Raw genomic sequence first — 18,846 nt, 5'->3', positions numbered from 1 at the left:
CCCGGCCACGCGAGGCTACGAGCCGGAGTCGTCGCTGCCGTTGCGGCCGTGCCCGTTGACCGACCGGTGCCCGGCGGTGTTCTCGCCCTGGGCGCCGAGGCGCTTCACCAGCGCGGCGGCGCTGGCCGTCCCGGCCTGGTGTTCGGCCAGCGCGCGGGCGAGCAGATCGGCGAGCCCGGCGTCCGGCGGCGGCTCGTCCTCGGCGATGGCCTTCGCGTACCCCTCGGGGAACGCCTCGGTGCCCGGGGTCCAGCCGCCGAAGTCCTCGGCGGGATCGAGCGAGGGCGGCATGCGCAGCCGGGGCAGCCACGGGTCGGCGACCTCCTCCCGGACCCGCTCCTCCCGGACCGGCGCGGCACCCGAGGGAACCGGGCCGGGTTCCGGGATGACGGACGGCGCGGGCTCTTCCGGACGCGGCGGGGGCGCGAGCTCGCTTTCCCAGGTCCCCGACGAGGCGGGGCCGGGAGCGGCGATCGGTTCAGGACGCGGCTCCCCGGCGGGTGACTCGTCGATGCCGCGTTCCGCCGGACGGGCGGGCTCCGGACCGTCGGCGGCGCGGCGGCGCCCGCCGCCGTGCCCGTTGGCACCGGAGATCCCCAGCCGGTCGAGCACCGAGCGCGCGGTCACCGAACCGTGCTCGGCGTCGTGGCGGGTGCTGCGCGCCGGGGGCGGCGGCTCGCGCCGTTCTCCCTCGCGTGACCAGTCGCCGACGTCCCAGCGCGGCGCCTCGGCTTCGGGTGCCCGCTCGGCCTTCGCCGGGACGGCGCGTGGCGCCGGTTCCTCGGCGGGGGCCGGGGCGAGCGGAAGTTCCGGCGGCAGGTCGGTGACCTCCGGGAGCAGCGGTGCCTTCGAAGGTTCGAGCTTCGGGGGTTCGAGCTTCGGCGGCTCGGTCTTCGGGGGCTCGGGCGCCACGGGCGGCGTGGCGTGCCCGGCGTGCTCCGTCGCGACGGGCTCCTCGGCCCGGCGGCGACGTCCTTCCCGTGGCCGCTCGGCGACCTCCCCGGGCGCGGGAACAGCGACGGCTTCGGTGGCCTTCGCGACCTCCTGGACCATTGGGGCCGGTTCGGCGCGGCGCTCGTCCGCGCGCCTGCGCCCGCCCCGGCCCTCCCGCTCCGGCGCGCCGGCTCCGGCGGGGCTCGGGGACACCGGCTCCGGGCGGGCGGCGCGCTCCAGGACAGGCTCCACGACGGGCTCGGCGCGGGGCTCCGGCGCCCACGAGACCGGCGCCCGCCCGGGCCGGGCCGGGACTTCGGGTTCGGGACGCCGCGCCGGCGCCTCGACGACGACCGTCGGCGGCCCGACCGGCCCGGGCCGCGCACCGGACGGGTTCACCACCTCGTCGAGGTCGACCGAAGCCAGCTCGCCGGTACCGAACGCGCCCGCGAGCAGCCCGCAGGCCTGACGGCGCGCCCTGGCGTGCACGTGCTCGGCCGCGCGCGAGCGGTGCAGGCAGGCGATCGCGTCCTCCGCGTGGCCGAACCGCTCCTCGATCTGGGCCAGCTCGAGCCACAACCGGGCGGTGACCGACGCGAGGCCGTGCCGGTCGGTGCTCGCCACCGCCTCACGGACGAGCTCCGCCGCGGCCTCCCCCGCTCCCGCGGGCAGGTGGACCCGCGTCGCGACGGCCAGCCGCAGCCAGCCCATCGGCGCGACACCGCCCGCGCGGACCGGCTCGGCGAGGACCGGCTGGGCGATCTCGTACGCCATGGCGGTGTCACCGCGGTCGAGCAGCGTGCTCACCAGTTGCAGGACGAGACGGACCCGGACGAGACCACCGTCGTCGGCCGGGTTGTCGAGCTTCTCCAGGAGGCCGAGCCCGGTCCGGGCGGCGTCGGCCGCCGCGGTGAGGTCGCCGTGCCTGCGCCGGTGCGCGGCCGTGCCGACCCGCAGCAGCGCTCGCACCAGCAGCTGGGTGTCGGCCGCGAGGCCCTCGTCGCCCAGCACGAGCTTGTCCGCAGCCACCAGCACCCGGTCCAGCTCGGCCTTCCGGCCGATCTGCGCCAGGCAGCCGACCAGGTGACACAGCGCCGCGGCCCGGTGCACCGGCGACACCCCGGGATCGGCCAGCACGGGACGCAACGCGGCGAGCCCGGTCAGCGGGACGCCGAGGCCGCGCGCGCACACCGCGAGATCGACGCGCAACCGCGCGGCGACGTCGGCGTAGCCCGCGTGCTCGGCGGCACGCAGCGCCGCCACCGCGCGCGCCACCGTGCCCGGCCGCTGGCCGAGCCGGACGCGCGCGGACACGACGAGGCCCTCCGCGCGGACCCACTGCTCGTCGGAGCCCGCCGTCTCGGCCAGCGCGGCGGCGCGCTCACCGAGCACCAGCGCCAGCTCCGGAGCACGCAGGTGCAGCGCGTCGGCCCGTTCGATCAGCCCGCCGATAGCGGACGGTTCTCCCCCGCCCGCGCCGGAACGGTCCTGTGACGTGGTTCTTCCCGCGGAAGCCACGGATAACCCGCCCGCCGCGAACGCGGCGGGCGAGCCGGGCATGAGGTGCCTGCTGGCTTCCACGGGAAACCCACGCCCCTCAGTCGCGGGTCAGCTTGCGGTGGGTGACCCGGTGGGGACGGGCCGCCTCCTGCCCGAGGCGCTCGACCTTGTTCTTCTCGTAGCCCTCGAAGTTGCCCTCGAACCAGAACCACTGCGCCGGGTTCTCGTCGGTGCCCTCCCAGGCCAGGATGTGGGTGGCGACCCGGTCGAGGAACCACCGGTCGTGGGAGATGACCACGGCACAGCCGGGGAACTGCTCCAGCGCGTTCTCCAGCGACCCCAGCGTCTCCACGTCCAGGTCGTTCGTCGGCTCGTCGAGCAGGATCAGGTTCCCGCCCTGCTTGAGCGTCAGCGCTAGGTTCAGCCGGTTGCGCTCACCACCGGAGAGCACGCCCGCCGGCTTCTGCTGGTCCGGGCCCTTGAACCCGAACGCGCTGACGTAGGCACGCGAGGGCATCTCGGTCTGCCCGACGTGGATGTAGTCCAGCTTGTCCGAAACCACCTCCCACACCGTCTTCTTCGGGTCGATCCCGCCCCTGTTCTGGTCCACATAGGACAGTTTGACCGTTTCGCCGATCTTCACCGTCCCGTCGTCGGGCTCCTCCAGCCCGACGATCGTCTTGAACAGGGTCGTCTTGCCGACGCCGTTCGGCCCGATCACGCCGACGATGCCGTTGCGCGGCAGGTCGAACGAGAGCCCGTCGATGAGCACCCGGTCGTCGAAGCCCTTGCGCAGCTTCTCGACCTCGACCACCACGCTGCCCAGCCGGGGCCCCGGCGGGATTTGGATCTCCTCGAAGTCGAGCTTGCGGTGCTTGTCGGCCTCCGCCGCCATCTCCTCGTAGCGATCCAGCCGCGAGCGCGACTTGGTCTGGCGCGCCTTGGCGTTGGACCGCACCCACTCCAGCTCGGTCTTGAGCCGCTTGGCGAGCTTCGCGTCCTTCTTGCCCTGGACCTCCAGACGCTCGCGCTTCTTCTCCAGGTACGTCGAGTAGTTGCCCTCGTAGCCGACCACCCGGCCGCGGTCCAGCTCCATGATCCACTGGGCCACGTTGTCCAGGAAGTACCGGTCGTGGGTGACGGCGAGGACGGCGCCCGCGTACTTGGCCAGGAACTGCTCCAGCCAGAGCACACTCTCGGCGTCCAGATGGTTGGTGGGCTCGTCGAGCAGCAGCAGGTCGGGAGCGGACAGCAGCAGCTTGCACAGCGCGACCCGGCGGCGCTCGCCACCGGACAGGTGGGTGACCGGCTCGTCCGGCGGCGGGCAGCGGAGGGCGTCCATCGCCTGCTCGACGGTGGAGTCCAGCTCCCAGGCGTCGGCGTGGTCGAGCTCCTCCTGGAGCTGGCCCATCTCCTCCACCAGCTCGTCGGTGTACTCGGTCTCCATCAGCCGGAGGACCTCGTGGTACCGGTCGAGCTTGACCTTGACGTCGCCGAGGCCCTCCTCGACGTTCTCCCGGACGGTCTTCTCCTCGTTCAGCTCCGGCTCCTGCATGAGGATGCCGACGCTGGCGCCCGGCTGGAGGAACGCTTCGCCGTTGCTGGCCTGCTCGATCCCCGCCATGATCTTGAGAACGGTCGACTTGCCGGCGCCGTTCGGGCCCACGACGCCGATCTTGGCACCGGGGTAGAACGCGGTGCTCACGTCGTCGAGGATGACCTTGTCCCCGACGGTCTTGCGCACCTTCTTCATGGTGTAGATGAACTCGGCCATACCAGCGATCGTAGAGTGAGCCGATCCGCGCCTTCACGCCGGTCACCGTCGCACTACCGAATGTCAGCCACGGATCACCGCGAGAACATCAACTTCTCCTTTCCCCCGTCCGCTCCGGGAAGCCGCTTCGCGTGCTCAGGCGGAGGCCCTCTCCGCGACGTCGACGAGCGTGTTCACCTCCTCCCGCCCGCCGGCCCACAGCCCGCGGGGGTCCCGCACGGTGGTTCCTTCGCGCGGCGCCCGCTCGAGCGAAGCCGCGCACCGCGCGAGATTGGGACCGAGCGCGAAGGCCTCAAGCTCAGGTACAGCCCGAGGTACGCCGTCCTGCTCGAACTCACTGGTGTAGAGCCGCCCGTGCGCCATCACCGGGTCGCCCTTGGCGAGGCACTGGTGCGCGGACCGGGCCAGCTTCCGCCAGCAGGTCACCCGGATGGAGAACCGGCGCCCGTCGCCCCACTCGGCCTTTTCCTTGTCGTACCGGCGTTCCGTGCTGCGCAGCCAGAACGAGACGACGTCGTGCCCGTTGTCCCCCACCTTGCGCAGCTCCGGCTCGCTGGTGACGTATCCGGTCACCGTCACCCACGTCTCGCCCACGGCCATCACCCTCATCCCCTTCGGTTCGCCTGTGCCGCCGGGCCGTGCCCGGTGGCCGATGTCCTCAGCCTGCCGTGGCGGAAGGGTCCGCGACGGGGCGCGGCGAAATCTGTGGACAACCACAGTCGTTGTGGACAGACCGGCGATGCGCAAGGCCACGAGCCCGGGATTGTCGGGGCGCCGTGCCAGGCTGTGCTACTCCCGCCTGCCCTCGGCCAGCTTCTTGAGCATCGCGTTGTAGGCGGCCAGTTCCGCACCACCGGAGGAGTCCTCGCGGCGGTCGGCGCGCTTGGCCTCCCGCTCGTCCTGGCGGGCCCACTGCACCAGCAGCGCGATCAGCACCAGCAGCACCGGCACCTCGCCGGACGCCCACGCGATCCCCCCGCCGAGCCGCTGGTCGGTGAGCAGGTTGCCGACCCACGGCAGTTTCAGCTGGGTGTAGAAGGACTGCCCGATGATCGTCTGCATGTTCATCAGGATCACGCCGAAGAAGGCGTGGAACGGCATCGAGGCGAACATCAGCCCGAGCTTGCCCAGCGGCGGCAGCCGCCGGGGCGCGGGGTCGACGCCGATCAGCGGCCAGTAGAAGACGTAGCCCGAGAGCAGGAAGTGCGCGTTCATCGCCAGATGCGCCCAGTGGTAGTTGAGCGCCGCGTCGAACAGACCGGAGAAGTAGAGCCCGTAAAAGGAGCCCACGAACAGCACCAGCGCGACCAGCGGATGGGTCAGGAACCGTGAGACCGGCGAGTGCACGAACGCCAGCAGCCACTCCCGCGGCCCCGGTGGCGCGTCGCGCCCGGCGGGCGGCAGCGCGCGCAGCGCCAGCGTCACCGGGCCGCCCAGCACGAACAGCACCGGCGCCACCATGGACAGCAGCATGTGGGTGCCCATGTGCACGCTGAACATCGCGGGCGCGTACCGGCCGATGCCCGAGGACGTCGCGATCAGCAGCACCGCGCAGCCGGACAGCCACGCGACGAGCCTGCCGACGGGCCAGGCGTCACCACGGCGGCGCAGCCGCCGCACCCCGGCCAGGTACAGGACGGCGAGCACGATGGCCGCGGTCCCGTACAGCAGGTCGAACCGCCAGTCGAACAGCAGCCGCAGGAAGGTCGGGGCGTGTTCGAGCGGATAGCCGATGAGCAGTTCGACGGTGGAGAGCTGGGAGGCCGCGTCCGCCGGGGGCGGTGTCCTGGCGAGCCCGGTCGCGATGCCGATCGTGACGAACATGATCAGCACCTCGACCGCGGCCAGCCGCAGCAGCTGCCCGCCACCGGCGCCGTCGACCAGTCCCTTGACACCGCGCTGACGCTGCTGCTGGCCGAACACGCCGAGCAGCAGCAAGGCGACGACCTTCGCCACCACGAGAAGGCCGTAGTCGGTGGTGAACAGGTCGTTCAGCCCGATCCGCACCAGCGCGTTGACCACGCCCGAAACCGCCATCACGATCCAGCAGGCCAGCGCGAGCTTGGAGAACCGGACCGCGGCCAGCTTCAGGTTCGCGCCCCGCCGCCAGCCGAGCGCGAGCACGGCGACGAGCCCGCCGACCCAGAGCGCGGCCGCGACAAGGTGGTACAGCAGGCTGTTCGTGGCCAGATCGTGGGAGCCGCCGCTGGCCGAGTGCCCGGTGACCGCGACCGGCACGAGTCCCCCGACGGAGAGGAAGAACAGCACCGCGGTCCAGCCCCAGGACAGCGCGAGACGGCAGCCGAGCGCGACCAGGACCGCGATCAGCGCGGTCCACAGCCAGGCCTTCGGCTGCTCGATGGCGTCGACGAGGTCGAGCAGGGTCTGCGGCGCCAGCACCTCCCGCAGCGGCTTGCCCGCGCCGTCCGCGGCGGTGAACACGACGGAGGCGATCGAGGCCGCGAACCAGACCCACGCCGCGATCCCCGCCGCCCGCAGCGCCCCGTAGCCCTCCGCGGCGAGGGTCCCGGACTTCTGCGGCGGCACCAGGAACGCGGCCAGCAGCAGCGAGCCGATGCAGAGCACCGACGACGCCTCGGCGAGGATCCGCACCACCGTGACGCCGTACCGGGTGACGACCCCGGGATCGGGCAGCCCGGCGATCAGGTACCCCGCTCCCCCGGTCAGCGCGACCAGCCCGACCGCGACGACCGCGGCGATCACCACCCCGACCGTCAGTAGCGGGAGCACACTCGCCTTGCGCTGCGCGGGTTCGGCCGGTTCGGTCACGGGATTCGACGACACGCCACGAGGGTATGCCGTCCGGAGCACGGCCCGATGAGCCGGTGTGGCTCGCCGAGGGGCAGGTCACCCGACGGGAGAACGCACCGCGAGCGGTGCCCAGAGCACCACCCGCGTGCCGTGCCCCGGGGCGGATTCGACACTGGCGCGGCCGCCGACCTCGGCGAGCCGCCCGATGATCGACCGGGCGATCCCGAACCCCGGCCGCCGCGCGTCCGCCGCGAACCCGGCGCCGTGGTCGCGCACCACCACGCCGACACCGTCCGCGGTCTCTTCCACGCAGATCACCGCCCGCGCCGTCCCCGCGTGCTTGAGCGTGTTGCGCAGGGCCTCGCGAACCGCGTCGTGCAGGGCGTCGACGGCGGTGGCCGGGAGCGTGCCGGGCGCCGACACCGTGACGACCTCGGCGCGCAGCCCCTCGGCGGCCATGTCCGCGGCGAGCGCGTGCAGCCGCTGTTCCAGCCCTTCCCCGGGCGCGGCGGGATCGGTGCCCAGGGACAGCCGCAGCCGCCGGGCGTGCGCCCGCGCGGTGCGGCGGACCTGGTCGAGGCTCGCCACGGGATCGACGGCGTCGGCGGGCGCGGGCAGCGCGAGTGACTCCATGACCTGCAGGACGGTGTCGTGCACGTCACGGCGATGCCGCTCGCGTTCGGCGGCGCGCCCCCGCTGTTCGCCGAGCCCGAGCGCGAACCGGAACGACACGCCCAGCAGGACGACGACCGCGAGCGCCGTCAGCAGCGCCGCGAGCAGGGTGAGCAGTTCCACCGACGGTGGCGGCCCGGACCGCCACCACGCCGCCGTCGCGTACCGCAGTGCCACGGCGGCGCCGATCGCCACCGCGCCGGCGAACGCGCCGCGCAGCAGCGTCCACATCATCACCGTGCCCAGCAACGGCGGCCAGGTCAGCGAGACGACGTCGGAGAAGTGCCCGGCGGGGGCCAGCGAAGCGGCCCCGAGGTTGAGTAGCAGCGCGTAGCCGCTGTCGGCGATCGGAACCAGCTTCAGGCTCGACGGACGGCGCCCCGACCAGCGCAGCACCCAGCCGATCTCGGCAAGGTCCGGCACGAGGCACAGCGCCGCGACCGGCCACAGCGCGGGAACGACCTCGACCGACCACAGCGACTGGACCAGGAAAGCCAACCGGAACACCACCGGCACGAGCACCAGCCACGAAGCCGCGGCGTGGAGCGCTTTGGCCGGGATCCCGTCCACGCGGCCGGCCCCCACGCCGCCGAGCAGCAGAACCCTCACGACGTCTTCCTCCCCCGGACCGAGGACGCGTCCTCGATCAGCCGCCCTGAAACTGCGAGCCAGCCGCATTCATCTCAGTTCATCGCGGTCAGCTTGCCGTCCGGGCGCCGGGGTGTCAACGGCACACGGGCGCGCGCACCCGCTCTCGACGGCGGACCCGGTGCGCCGCCAGCGCGGCGGGCACGATCAGCGCGGCCATCACCGTGACGAAGACGAACGACACCGACAACGACGTCACCTGGGCGATCCCGCCGACGATCGGCGGACCGGCGAGGAATCCCGTGTAGGCGATGGCGGTGACGAACGCCAGCTCCCGCTCGCCGCCGGTGCCGTCGGATCGCTTCCCCGCGTCGCCCGCCAGGCTCAGCGCCAGCGGGAAGGCGGCCGCCAGCCCGGCACCCGCGAGGGCGAAGCCGAGGTAGCCGAAGACCGGCGAGGGGACGACCGCGGCGCAGAAGAAACCGAGCGCGGCGACCGTGGCACCCGCCACGAGCGACCGCGTGGCCCCGAACCGGCGCTGGGTCCAGGCACCGCCGACCCGCGCGATCGCCATGGCCAGCGCGAAGCCGGAGAAGGCCAGTGCCGCGGCGCCCTGATCGACTTCGTGCGCGGTCACCATCAGCAGCGCCGACCAGTCGGTGCTCGCGCCCTCGGCGATCGCCGAGCACAGCGCGACCGCGGCGAGCAGCCACAGCACCGGACGCCGGAGCGGGACGGGATAAGGGGACTCGACCGGGTTCTCGGCGTGCCGCGGGCGGGTCCCCGGCACGGACCGGATGACGACCAGCAGGACGGCGAACGCGAGCACGGCGGCCACGGTCAGATGCCGCGCGGGCGTCCAGCCGTGCCCCGCCGCGAGCGACGCGGCCAGCGAGGCGGCGAGCGCGCCGAAGCTGTACCCAGCGTGCAGGAGCGGCATGACGGCCTTCCCGCTGCTCCGCTCGACGGCGACCCCGGCGACGTTCATCGAGACGTCCAGCGCGCCGACGCTCGCCCCCATCGCGAACAGCGCCCCGCCGAGCAGGAGGACCGAACCCGCGAAGCCGACCAGCACGAGCGCGACGCACGCCGCGACCGTGCTCGCGGCGACCACCGCCCGCGCACCGACGCGCTCGATGAGCCGGCCCGAAACCGTGGCCGCGCACAGCATGCCGACGCTCGCGCACAGCAGGGCGAGGCCGAACACGCCCGGTTCGGCGTGGACCTGCGCGGCGATCGCGGGCGTGCGGGGCGCCCACGAACCGAAGGCGACACCGTCCAGCGCGAACACGACGAACACGGCGGTCCGATCACGCATGTTCTCCGCTCCCTTCCCCAGCCGAAAGTTCTTCGCCCAGAATGACTTAAGCGCTTCAGAAAGTCCATCTGCTTTCCGGTCGTCGCTGGTCGGAGCACTAGAATGCGGGGATGACCAGCACCAGGCGCCGCCGTCCGACACTGGACGACGTCGCCGACGCCGTCGGGGTGTCACGGGCCACGGTCTCGAACGCCTACAACCGGCCCGACCAGCTGTCGGCCCAGCTGCGCGACGAGGTGCTCCGGGCGGCGAAGAAGCTGGGCTACCCGGGGCCGAACCCGACCGCGCGCAGCCTCGCGACCAGCCGCACCGGCGCCATCGCGTTCATGCTCGACGCGTCGCTCTCGGCGGCCTTCTCCGACCCGGCGCTGACGATCACGCTCGACGCGCTCGCGACCGCCGTCGAGCCGGGCGGGCACGCGCTGCTGCTCCTGCCCGGCGGGGAGCACGGCGGCCCACCCGCCGAACGGGTCCTCACCGCGCAGGCGGACATCGCCGTCGCCTACTCGCTCGCCGACGACACCCCGGCGCTGGAGTCGGTGGCCGCGCGCGGGCTGCCGCTCGTGGTCATCGACCAGCCGCTGGTCCCCGGTGCGGCGCGGGTGGGCTGCGACGACCGCGGCGGGGCCGCGCTCGCGGCCCGGCACCTGCTGGACCTCGGTCACCGCCGGTTCGGCATCCTCTCCGCACAGTGCCTTTCCGCGGTGCGGGGCGGGCGGATGACCGCCGAGGCGGCGCTGGCCAGCCCTTTCCACGACACGCGCGAACGGCTGCGCGGCTACCTGGACACGCTGGCCGGAGCGGGGATCGCGGCGTCCGAGGTGGCCGTCTGGGAGGTACCGGGGATGTCCACCGAGGCCGCGATGGCGGCCGCGTCGGCGCTGCTCCGCGAGACACCCCGGCCGACCGCGCTGCTGTGCATGTCCGACCAGCTGGCGCTGGGCGCGATGGCGGCGGCCCGGCAGCTCGGGCTCGACGTGCCGGGGGACGTGTCGGTGGTCGGTTTCGACGACACACCGTCGGCACGGTGGTCCGAACCGGCGCTGACGACGATCCGGCAGGACCTCGGGCTGAAGGGGCGGATCGCCGGGGAACTCGTGCTGCGGCTGCTGGCCGGAGGCGAGCCGCCCGAACCGGCACGCGTGACCGTGGACCTCGTCCAGCGGGAAAGCACCGGCCGCGCCTAGCAGTGCCGAAATCCGCCCGCAAGGCCATTCGCCGAATTGTGGACAACTCGCCCTGATCGAGCGAAGTCGAACTACTTGTCCACAGAAGTAGAAATGCGGGCTGACAACTCCCCGCAAACCCGTCATCGTGGAATCACACCTTCCACCGCGGGCTTTCACCCCGCACTCCACAAGGGGATTTCCTGATGATGTCTCGACGTTTCCCGGCCCTGCGCGCCCGCCTGCCCCGCTTGCTGCTGCTGACCACCGCCGGCCTGCTGGCCAGCGCGGGGATCGCCCAGGCGGCGCCCGCCGCGTCCACCCAGCCCGGCCCCGCCTGCAAGAAGGGCGAACTGTGCCTGTGGTCGCAGGAGCGCTACGGCGGCAACGCCCAGCGTTTCGACCTGCGTACCGCGAATCCCGAGGAATGCATTCCGCTGCCCGCCGATTTCGAAGGGCATTCCTTCGTGAATCTGCTGAGCCGGGACGTCACGGTCTACCAGAGCAAGGAATGCACGACCGAGGGCGACTTCATCACTTATCCGGGCGGGGGCACCTACGTACCCGGGGCGCCGTTCGTGGTCAGGGCGGTGAAGGTCTGGGAGTAGCCACCAAGCCGGGCCCGGCACGCCGCCGCTCCAGGGGGAGTCGACTCGCGGCGGCACCGGGCCCCGGGGCCGCTCCCCCGAAGCGGCCCCGCCCGTGGGCGCGCCGTTGCGGCGCGGCGCGCCCACGGGCACTCCCCGGACAGCCGCCGCGGGCCGCGGCGCGGCGGGCGCCCGTCCCGTCCGGACGAAAGATCACACAACTTCCGTCGGAGACCTGAAACGATTCGACGGTGTGGAGCGATCGAGAGGTTGGCGACGACTAAGCTGCGCTTGCTGGGCGACTGGCAGCAGCCGTCGGCGCGGGCCCTCGTAGCTCAGCTGGATAGAGCAAGAGCCTTCTAATCTCTAGGTCGCAGGTTCGAGTCCTGCCGAGGGCACAGCGTGCCTGGTCAGGGCTTTTCCTGACCAGGCCGCACGCCTCCAGCGCAGCGCGATGGTCTACTTATGGTCCACTGCCGCGCCACAGCACGCCCGACGGTGCGCGATGACCGCACCGTCCACAATGCTCACCATCGGCGATCGTGTGATCACCGGCACACGACATCACGCGCGCCGCATCGCCATCCGTTCCGGGGCAACCGAGCACTGGCGCACCTCATGGATGCCCGATCACATCCCGATCGCAACGAAGCGATAACAGCGACGGTGACCGCCGAGCTCGTCCAGACGGCCACCATCCTCACCGAACGACTTCAGCACGAGTTCGGCGCGCTCGCCGCCGAACTCAATCTCGGATGGCGTGACGCGGCCGCACGGCTCCTCACCGAACCGCATGTCCTCGACCGCCGGTTCCATATCCTCTCGACCGGGTGCTGATGGGAACCGGTGTTCGCCGCGTCCGCCGGCGACCCGATCGACGCCGCGCGCGAGCTCCTCGAGGACCACCGGTGAGCCGCCGCGCGGCGGTGCGGCGCCTGATGGTTCATCGCGCGTAGGTGGTGCTGCTCGCCGTGGCGCTGCTGTTCCTCGTGCTGGTGCTGCCGCCGGTGTGGTTCGCACTCGGCGGGACACGGGCACCCGGCCTCGCGGCCGCAGCAGGTTCCTGGCATACGCCATCGACGCTCGGTAACGCCCTCAGTGGTCTACGCGACATCCCAGCACTCCCTGTCGAGAAAGGCTGTCATGTCCGAATCCACTCCCGAGCCCGCCGACGTACCGAGACCGCGGACCGCGAAGAAGCGGTGGCCCTGGTTCGTCGGCGGAGGTGTACTTGTACTCGCCGTGATCTTCGTTGTCGTCGCTGCCGCAGTCGCCGTCGGACGCAACGCCGTCCCGACCACTCCGGCGCAGAACGCCGCTCCCCCGTCAATGGCGCCGCCGCCGAATTCGGCCTCACCGTCGCCACCGTCCGGCGCTTCGAAATCCGGGTTCCTGCCGAAGAAGATCGGCGAACGCGCCGGCCTCGCCACTCCGGACGACTCCGAACACATGATCACCTTCTACATCACGAAGATCACGGTCGATCCGAAGTGCACGTCGTCGTTGTCGCGCCCATCTGGGAAGCACACGATTCTGCTCGACGTATCTGTGCAGACGGAGAACTTCTCGTCGCCGTCGGACCGGTCGAATGTTTCGGCGGTGCTGAACCCGTTCGCGTTCCAGACTCGGGGATCGGATGGGACGACGCACACGGCGAAAGCTGGAACGTGTGTACCGGATCTGAAGGCAATGCCGACCGAGTACGCGCCGAACAGCAAGTACGTCGGCCAGATCGAGCTTGAGACGGAAGACAAGTCTGGTGCGTTGCTCCTGGCGCCGGGTGGTTTGTCAAACAGTTCCGGGTGGGAGTGGCAGTACTGAGCACGCACGGCGACGCCCCGGCACCAGTCCGGTAGGCCGGGACGTCGCGTGAGGTTCCGGGTCGGTCATCGACGATGGCGGTAGTGAAAACGCGCCACGCTTCACAGCGGACGCCGAAGTGACCGCCGGTCTGGTCCTTGGTGGCTCGTACGCCTACGGTTTGCCGAGTGCCCGGATGCTTGCGGTGTAAGAACTTTTGTGGTGACTAAACTGCCGGGTCCAATGCGGCCGGGCGCCGGCGCCGAGAGGTCCATACCAGCCAGGCCAGTACCAGCACGAGGTTGGCGAGCCAGCCGCCCAATCCGACGATGGTCATGTACGCGGTGGGGCCGATCACGTCGGGATACAGCGGCAGCAGGGCGACCTTGAGGAGCCGGCTGGAGAAGGCGTCCATCGTGAGCGCGAAGCTGCAGAGCATGAGCCACCTGTGCACCTTGACGTTCCCACGGCGCACGGCCACGACGCCGACCACCGTGGTCGCCACCCAGAGCACCTCGAGCGCGACCCGCGACGCCCATGCGAACCACGGAGGTTCGGCGATCATGGGGAGCAGCACCGCGGCGAGCCCGGCGCTGGGCGCCACGCCGCCGACGAGGTAGACCCGGCCGATCCAGCGGTGGACGCGGGGATGCCGTCGATGAAGCCACGGCCACACCTGGAGGACGACCGTCGTGACCGCGATCGTGCCGAACGTGATGTGCGCGATGAGGATCGGGTACTTCAGTGGATACTCGGGCGGCAGTGCGGCGGTCGCGATCCGGGGGTCGAAGGTGATGTAGGTCGACCAGGAGTAGACCAGCGCCGCGGCGGCGATCGCGGCGAGGGGCAGTATCCAGGGGCGGCGCCACCAGGCGGTGGCGGCACCCGGTTTGTCCGCGGGCGATGTCGACTGGGGTGGCACCTGTGTGATGCTCATGGGATCGTTCGTTCCTTCAGCTGTAACGGCGCGGGCTGACGCCCGTCGGTTCCGATGGATGCGTGAGCTCGGCCACGCCGGCAGGATGCCGGCTCGCGATCCGCCGCCCCTCCGGACCGGGACCTCACCAACCCTCGGGAACGCCATGACGCGGGCGCTCTCTCAGGAGGTGTCCGAGAACCGGCTTCTTTTGCCACCAGGGCAGGGCAGCGGGGCGCGTCCGGATGCGTTCAGCGCGAGGCCATGGTTCTCGTGCTGGGTATGGACACATGAGAGAGCGAGAGCGCTTTCAGGCACCCCATGTCCCCTCGGCTTGGTGAGCGAACGCGCGCACCCATCGCGCTCAACTCGGTGCATCGCGGGCAGGGGGTTCCCGCGACCACGAGTGTGCAAAGTGGACAGTCGAGCCCTTGAACTCGGTCACGAATCGCTACACAGCGTTGAGTTCGCCGACCTGTCGGTAGCCCATCGGGTGGCATCGAGACGACAATGTGGGTCTCGATCGGGGATGTCGACACGGAAGGTATCCATACAACATATGGTGCTGCGCGTCGGACCTCTCGCCGTCTCCTCGATTGTCCGGTACGCGCCGGCCACGCACTGGAGCGCCGCCGATACCGGAGCCATCGTCATCCGGATCGAGAAAATATCACCAACCGAAAAGCAGAATTGACAATTCAAAACCCCAGAGGGTTATCCGGAACCCGATTTCCCCATACCGCGCGGAACAAGAAGTTCGGCAGGCCGGAAATGTGGGAGTATATCCGAGAGAACGGAACACAGGAGTTCCCGGAGGTGAAGTGCGCAGTGCGTCGCAGTCGACGGTCGCGAGTGTTCAGCGAGTCGACGCCGATCGTCAAGGTCGCACTGGAGGAACGAGTAGCCGGGACCACCAAGCCATACTGGCCCTACGCCGACCACGATGAGGTGATCGGCGCAGGGCAGCATGGTTTAACCGGCTTCAACGCGCAGGTGGTCCACCTGCGCACCGGCGAGTCGAGCTACTTGCCGATAAGGGCCAGCAGGCTGCGGCAACACGGTCATCCCGCGGAACATTCACCAGGCGGAGCACTCGACAAAGGAGACGGGCGAAGCAACGCCGTCATATCCACGCTTCGAGCACCGGTGAGCGAACCATCGCACACTTCGGGTCCTGGCGAATCCTTCGCACAGACTACCGTCGCCCTCATCGAGCCTATCGCGACGCAGACGACGCAGGTCGCGGCTTGTCCTTCTTCTCGATCACTGGGGGTTTTGGGCATCACCCAACGCGCCAAGTGCCGACCAAAGCCTGAGCAACCCCGGCGAGCAGGGAAGCAGGAAACGAACCTCTGCCTACTTCTTGATCTCGTAGCGCAGAACGACCAGCCCGTTCCCGTACCCCGTGCCCTCGACCAGGTTCAGGTCCTTCCGATCCTCGAAAAGGCGCGTTCCCTTACCGCGGGTGGTCGGGCAGACCAGCATCCGGATCTCGTCGATCACGCCGGCGTCCAGCAGGGAGCGCATGAGCGTCAGGCTCCCCCACAACCAGATACCCTCGCCGTCCTGCTCCTTGAGCTCCCGGATGGTGGCGACCGGATCACGCGTCACGGTCGCGGCGGAAAAATCGCCCCACGGGGCCTCGTCCAACTTCGACGAAGCCACGAACTTGGTGAGGTTGTTGACCTTCTTCCCGAAGTCGCCCTGGTCATCGGCGTAGGGCCAGTAGTCCTTGGACTGCTCGTACGTGTTCGCGCCGAGGATCACCGTGTCGACCGAGTCCATGAACTCCATCATGTTCGCCTCGTAGGCGCGGTCACTCTTCTCCGAAAACGGTTCAACGGTGACGAAACTGAGCCCGCCGTCCTCCTCGGCGACGATGTTGTCAAGGGTAACCCATTGCTGAACTGTGAATTTTCGCATGGCGCCCATCGTAGTACAACCGAGTCCTCCTGACTAGTTGTAATGCAATTCTTTGAGTGACGAACACCCACATGGATGACGCCGCCCGAACGTCCGGGAAGATCGTTCGAGCGGCGTCAGCCAGTGCGCGCGCAACACCATTGCCCGGTGTTGCCGGAAATTGAATCAACCACCGGTAAACAACGAAGGCGATCTCGCCGGTTACCGGTGCACACCACGCGTGCGGCGCGTCGGCGCCGAACACCACGGCGATGTGGAAAACAGATCATTCTCGGCCGGAAAACACCGCCGTCATCGCGGCCTGCAAATCCGCGACACCACCCACCGCGGAGAACCTGCCCACCGCGGTCATCGCCGATACCGTCCGCGCGATCGCGCACGCCGAGCCGTGCGTGATCGACGGCACCAGCCGCGACCGCCGCAGATCCGCGATCGCCTCCCGCTGATACGCCGAAAAGCCGGCGGTGTCCACGTCGCCGCGAACGGGAACGGATCCCTTCAGGAGGTTGAAAGCCCGCTGGCCGGGGGCGCTCGCGACGGTCTCCAGCCAGCCGTTCGCTCCTGTCACGTTGGGAGCGTTCTTGGGCAGCGCGAACCCGTCGCCCAGCCATTGGAAAGTTCCCTCGGCGCCGGGAAACGGCTGATACGCGTAATCACTGAGCCCGTTGCGCTCCAACTCACCGACAACCCAGTCCCCCAGGAACAGGTAGCCCGCCGAGCCGCTGCTCAACAACTTCGCCGCGTCCGGCCAGCGCAGGGTGTCGCGGTCCGGATTCGAGTACGACAGCAGCAGCTCGAAACGCTCCAGCACCACGGTGACGTCGCCGACGGACCAGTCGGCCTCCGCGGTCCACAACGTTTCGAACCGTTCGGGCCCGAGTTCGGCGAGCAGGAGTCCCTCGAGCAGTTCCAACTGGTTCCAGTTCGCGCCGAGCGCGAGCGGGTGCTCGATGCCCGCGGCGCGGAGCGCGTCCAGGTGGTGGACGAACTCGTCGAAGGTCGCGGGCCGGTCGTCGAGTCCGGCCTTCGCCAACGCTTCCCGGTTGCTCCACAGCAGTAGGCGGTGGAGGCCCGCCGGGACACAGTAGATCCTCCCGTCCAGGGTGATGCCGTCGAGCAGGCCCGGCGGCAGGAGGTCGAAAAGACCCCACCGCGCGAACTGCTCGTCGAGATCCGCGAGCTCTCCGGCGGCGACGTGGTCCACCACTTCGCCGCCGGGATGCACCTGGAACCCGTCCGGCGGGTTGTCCCGCAGCCGGCACCGGAGGGCCTCGGCCGGATCCGCGAACCCGCCGCCGGCAACGGGATTGACGAACTCCTGGCCGGGACACCTTTCCTCGAACACCGCGACGAGGGCGTCGACCGCCGCCTTCTCGACGGCCAGGTCGGGGTTGCCGTCGGTCGCCCAGGCGAAGACCTCGACCCGCTGTGCCGGCCCGGTACTCATGCCGCCCTCCGCTCCCCGCCGACGTCGCGGGAGGCCGGGTCGTCACCGGGTGCCGGGGCCAGCGCCACCGGCTTGTCCCGCTTGCGGCCCCACCAGCGCATCGCGGGCGTCTCCACGAACCGGAACAGCAGCCATCCACCGAGAATCGACATGGCGAAGAGACCGAGCAGGACCAGGATGCCGACCGGTACGGAGTACCTCGCGCCGCCCGTCACGGCCCGGAAGTAGAAGACCGTCACCATCTGAACGAGGTAGAAGGCAAAGGAGATCTTGCCGAGAAAGACCATGACCCGGCCGCGCAACATGGTGCGCTTTCCCTCCAGGTCCGCGTTGGCGAAGGCGCCCACCACGAGCCCGATCGGGGCCAGGGTGACCAGGTTGAGCGCGAAGTTCGCCGGTACGAACAGGGTGACGACGTAGCTGACCGCCAGGATCACCGTCGCGAGCAGCGGGCCGACGCGGATCCACTTCCGCGCGAGAACGATCCGCGCGACGAACATGCCGAGCACGAACTCGAACAGGCGGCCCGCCGGGAAGAGGTAGCCGAGCCAGTACTGCAGATCGGCCAGCAGCGGCGGTCCGGGCGTGGTCTTACCGGGGATGATGGTCATCAGGGCCACCTGGTAGACCGCGAGGCCGGCGACCATCGCGCCCGCCCCGATCCACAGCCCGCGCGTGGACAACCGGGAGATCGGACGCAGGAGCAGCGGGAAGCACAGGTAGAAGAACAGTTCGGCGCACAGCGACCAGGCCGGCACGTTCATCGCCTGGCTGATCTTGAAGTCCGGGAACCACGCCTGCACCAGGAACAGGTTGGGCAGCCACACCCGCCAGGTGACGACGCCGCCCGCGAACAGGAGCATGGCCAGCACCCACATGACGAGGTGGTTGGGGAAGACCTTCGCCAGCCTGCGGCGGTAGAACGTGCGCACCGAACTGCCGGGCCTCGCCGACCAGGTGAGCACGAATCCACTGAGGACGAAGAAGAAGGAAAGCCCGACGAAACCGCTGTAGGAGAAGAGCTCCGAAACCCGCTGCGCGACCGAGTCGTCGGCGAACGGGGTGATCATCGGCCAACTGAAGTTGAGCGGGTTGACCATCAACGTCGCGTGGAAGAGAAAGGTCCCGATGGCGGCGATGAACCGCAGCCCCGTCAACGAGTTCAACGCCGTCGACGGCTGTGCTTTCGCGCCACCGGAGCCAGGGGCGACGGGCGCGAGTTTCGCCCTGTCGCTGTTATGGTCGCTCACGACCCACTCCTTTGCTGACCGGCCTGTTCTTTGGGGTAACGGTATGTTTTCGGGACCGGTACCGGCGCCTTCGCGATTGCTGGTTCGCCCCGGTGCTCGGCGGTGCGGCGTTCCGGCGAAAATCGGATCGACACGATGCCGCGGAAGGCGTCATCGCGTCGAGTACGAAGAATTCCGAGCACCGCCGCCGTCACGGCCGG

At 70.2% G+C, this 18,846-nt stretch carries 14 protein-coding genes and 1 tRNA gene; 5 read left to right on the top strand and 10 right to left on the bottom strand.

Annotation, left to right across the window (positions count from 1 at the left end; translation table 11 throughout):
- Nucleotides 1-15: 15 nt before the first annotated feature.
- From ABD987_RS36000 to ABD987_RS35975, 6 genes are all read right to left on the bottom strand, one after another.
- Nucleotides 16-2,514, bottom strand: a complete 2,499-nt coding sequence (locus tag ABD987_RS36000) for a hypothetical protein (RefSeq protein ID WP_345404883.1) — start codon at nt 2,512-2,514, stop codon at nt 16-18.
- A 16-nt stretch (nt 2,515-2,530) separates the two neighbouring features.
- Nucleotides 2,531-4,207: an energy-dependent translational throttle protein EttA gene (ettA, locus tag ABD987_RS35995; RefSeq protein WP_345404880.1), complete on the bottom strand. Its 1,677-nt coding sequence runs from the start codon at nt 4,205-4,207 to the stop codon at nt 2,531-2,533.
- Nucleotides 4,208-4,342: 135 nt separating this feature from the next.
- Nucleotides 4,343-4,801, bottom strand: coding sequence for a single-stranded DNA-binding protein (locus ABD987_RS35990; protein WP_378214327.1), 459 nt, complete (start codon nt 4,799-4,801; stop codon nt 4,343-4,345).
- A gap of 195 nt (nt 4,802-4,996) precedes the next feature.
- Nucleotides 4,997-7,012, bottom strand: coding sequence for a bifunctional copper resistance protein CopD/cytochrome c oxidase assembly protein (locus ABD987_RS35985; protein WP_345404874.1), 2,016 nt, complete (start codon nt 7,010-7,012; stop codon nt 4,997-4,999).
- A gap of 63 nt (nt 7,013-7,075) precedes the next feature.
- Entirely contained in the window at nt 7,076-8,260 is a 1,185-nt protein-coding gene (locus tag ABD987_RS35980) for a sensor histidine kinase (RefSeq protein ID WP_345404871.1), read from the bottom strand.
- Between the two features lie 115 nt (nt 8,261-8,375).
- The gene (locus ABD987_RS35975; protein WP_345404868.1) at nt 8,376-9,557 is read right to left on the bottom strand and encodes an MFS transporter; all 1,182 of its coding nucleotides are present in this window, start codon (nt 9,555-9,557) and stop codon (nt 8,376-8,378) included.
- A gap of 110 nt (nt 9,558-9,667) precedes the next feature.
- Here ABD987_RS35975 and ABD987_RS35970 point away from each other — a divergent pair, with 110 nt between their 5' ends.
- The 5 genes from ABD987_RS35970 to ABD987_RS35950 all read left to right on the top strand — a co-directional run bounded on the left by ABD987_RS35970 (nt 9,668) and on the right by ABD987_RS35950 (nt 13,131).
- Nucleotides 9,668-10,744: a LacI family DNA-binding transcriptional regulator gene (locus ABD987_RS35970; protein WP_345404865.1), complete on the top strand. Its 1,077-nt coding sequence runs from the start codon at nt 9,668-9,670 to the stop codon at nt 10,742-10,744.
- Nucleotides 10,745-10,929: 185 nt separating this feature from the next.
- Nucleotides 10,930-11,331, top strand: coding sequence for a peptidase inhibitor family I36 protein (locus ABD987_RS35965; protein WP_345404862.1), 402 nt, complete (start codon nt 10,930-10,932; stop codon nt 11,329-11,331).
- Nucleotides 11,332-11,634: 303 nt separating this feature from the next.
- A tRNA-Arg gene (locus ABD987_RS35960) sits at nt 11,635-11,708 on the top strand.
- Between the two features lie 268 nt (nt 11,709-11,976).
- Nucleotides 11,977-12,147: a hypothetical protein gene (locus tag ABD987_RS35955; RefSeq protein WP_345404859.1), complete on the top strand. Its 171-nt coding sequence runs from the start codon at nt 11,977-11,979 to the stop codon at nt 12,145-12,147.
- 405 nt (nt 12,148-12,552) lie between these two features.
- Complete coding sequence (locus ABD987_RS35950) at nt 12,553-13,131, top strand: hypothetical protein (RefSeq protein WP_345404856.1); 579 nt, start codon at nt 12,553-12,555, stop codon at nt 13,129-13,131.
- Between the two features lie 205 nt (nt 13,132-13,336).
- Here the strand turns inward: ABD987_RS35950 and ABD987_RS35945 are convergent, their stop codons facing one another.
- From ABD987_RS35945 to ABD987_RS35930, 4 genes are all read right to left on the bottom strand, one after another.
- Complete coding sequence (locus ABD987_RS35945; RefSeq protein WP_345404853.1) at nt 13,337-14,047, bottom strand: DUF2306 domain-containing protein; 711 nt, start codon at nt 14,045-14,047, stop codon at nt 13,337-13,339.
- Between the two features lie 1,335 nt (nt 14,048-15,382).
- Nucleotides 15,383-15,949, bottom strand: a complete 567-nt coding sequence (locus ABD987_RS35940; RefSeq protein ID WP_345404850.1) for a dihydrofolate reductase family protein — start codon at nt 15,947-15,949, stop codon at nt 15,383-15,385.
- A 265-nt stretch (nt 15,950-16,214) separates the two neighbouring features.
- On the bottom strand, nt 16,215-17,396 hold the full coding sequence (locus tag ABD987_RS35935) for an ABC transporter substrate-binding protein (RefSeq protein WP_345404846.1): 1,182 nt from the start codon (nt 17,394-17,396) through the stop codon (nt 16,215-16,217).
- Complete coding sequence (locus ABD987_RS35930) at nt 17,393-18,646, bottom strand: acyltransferase family protein (protein ID WP_345404843.1); 1,254 nt, start codon at nt 18,644-18,646, stop codon at nt 17,393-17,395. The genes ABD987_RS35935 and ABD987_RS35930 overlap by 4 nt, the downstream gene beginning before the upstream one ends.
- Nucleotides 18,647-18,846: the final 200 nt, after the last annotated feature.

Source organism: Amycolatopsis samaneae (assembly GCF_039541975.1).
GTDB classification, from domain to species: domain Bacteria; phylum Actinomycetota; class Actinomycetes; order Mycobacteriales; family Pseudonocardiaceae; genus Amycolatopsis; species Amycolatopsis samaneae.
This window is presented reverse-complemented; position numbering and strand designations above follow the sequence as displayed.

Coding starts and splice junctions, on each gene's coding strand:
- ABD987_RS35935 (WP_345404846.1), bottom strand. CDS start 17,396: ATGAGTACCGGGCCGGCACAGCGGGTCGAGGTCTTCGCCTGGGCGACC.
- ABD987_RS35975 (WP_345404868.1), bottom strand. CDS start 9,557: ATGCGTGATCGGACCGCCGTGTTCGTCGTGTTCGCGCTGGACGGTGTC.
- ettA (WP_345404880.1), bottom strand. CDS start 4,207: ATGGCCGAGTTCATCTACACCATGAAGAAGGTGCGCAAGACCGTCGGG.
- ABD987_RS35945 (WP_345404853.1), bottom strand. CDS start 14,047: ATGAGCATCACACAGGTGCCACCCCAGTCGACATCGCCCGCGGACAAA.
- ABD987_RS35965 (WP_345404862.1), top strand. CDS start 10,930: ATGATGTCTCGACGTTTCCCGGCCCTGCGCGCCCGCCTGCCCCGCTTG.
- ABD987_RS35970 (WP_345404865.1), top strand. CDS start 9,668: ATGACCAGCACCAGGCGCCGCCGTCCGACACTGGACGACGTCGCCGAC.
- ABD987_RS35940 (WP_345404850.1), bottom strand. CDS start 15,949: ATGCGAAAATTCACAGTTCAGCAATGGGTTACCCTTGACAACATCGTC.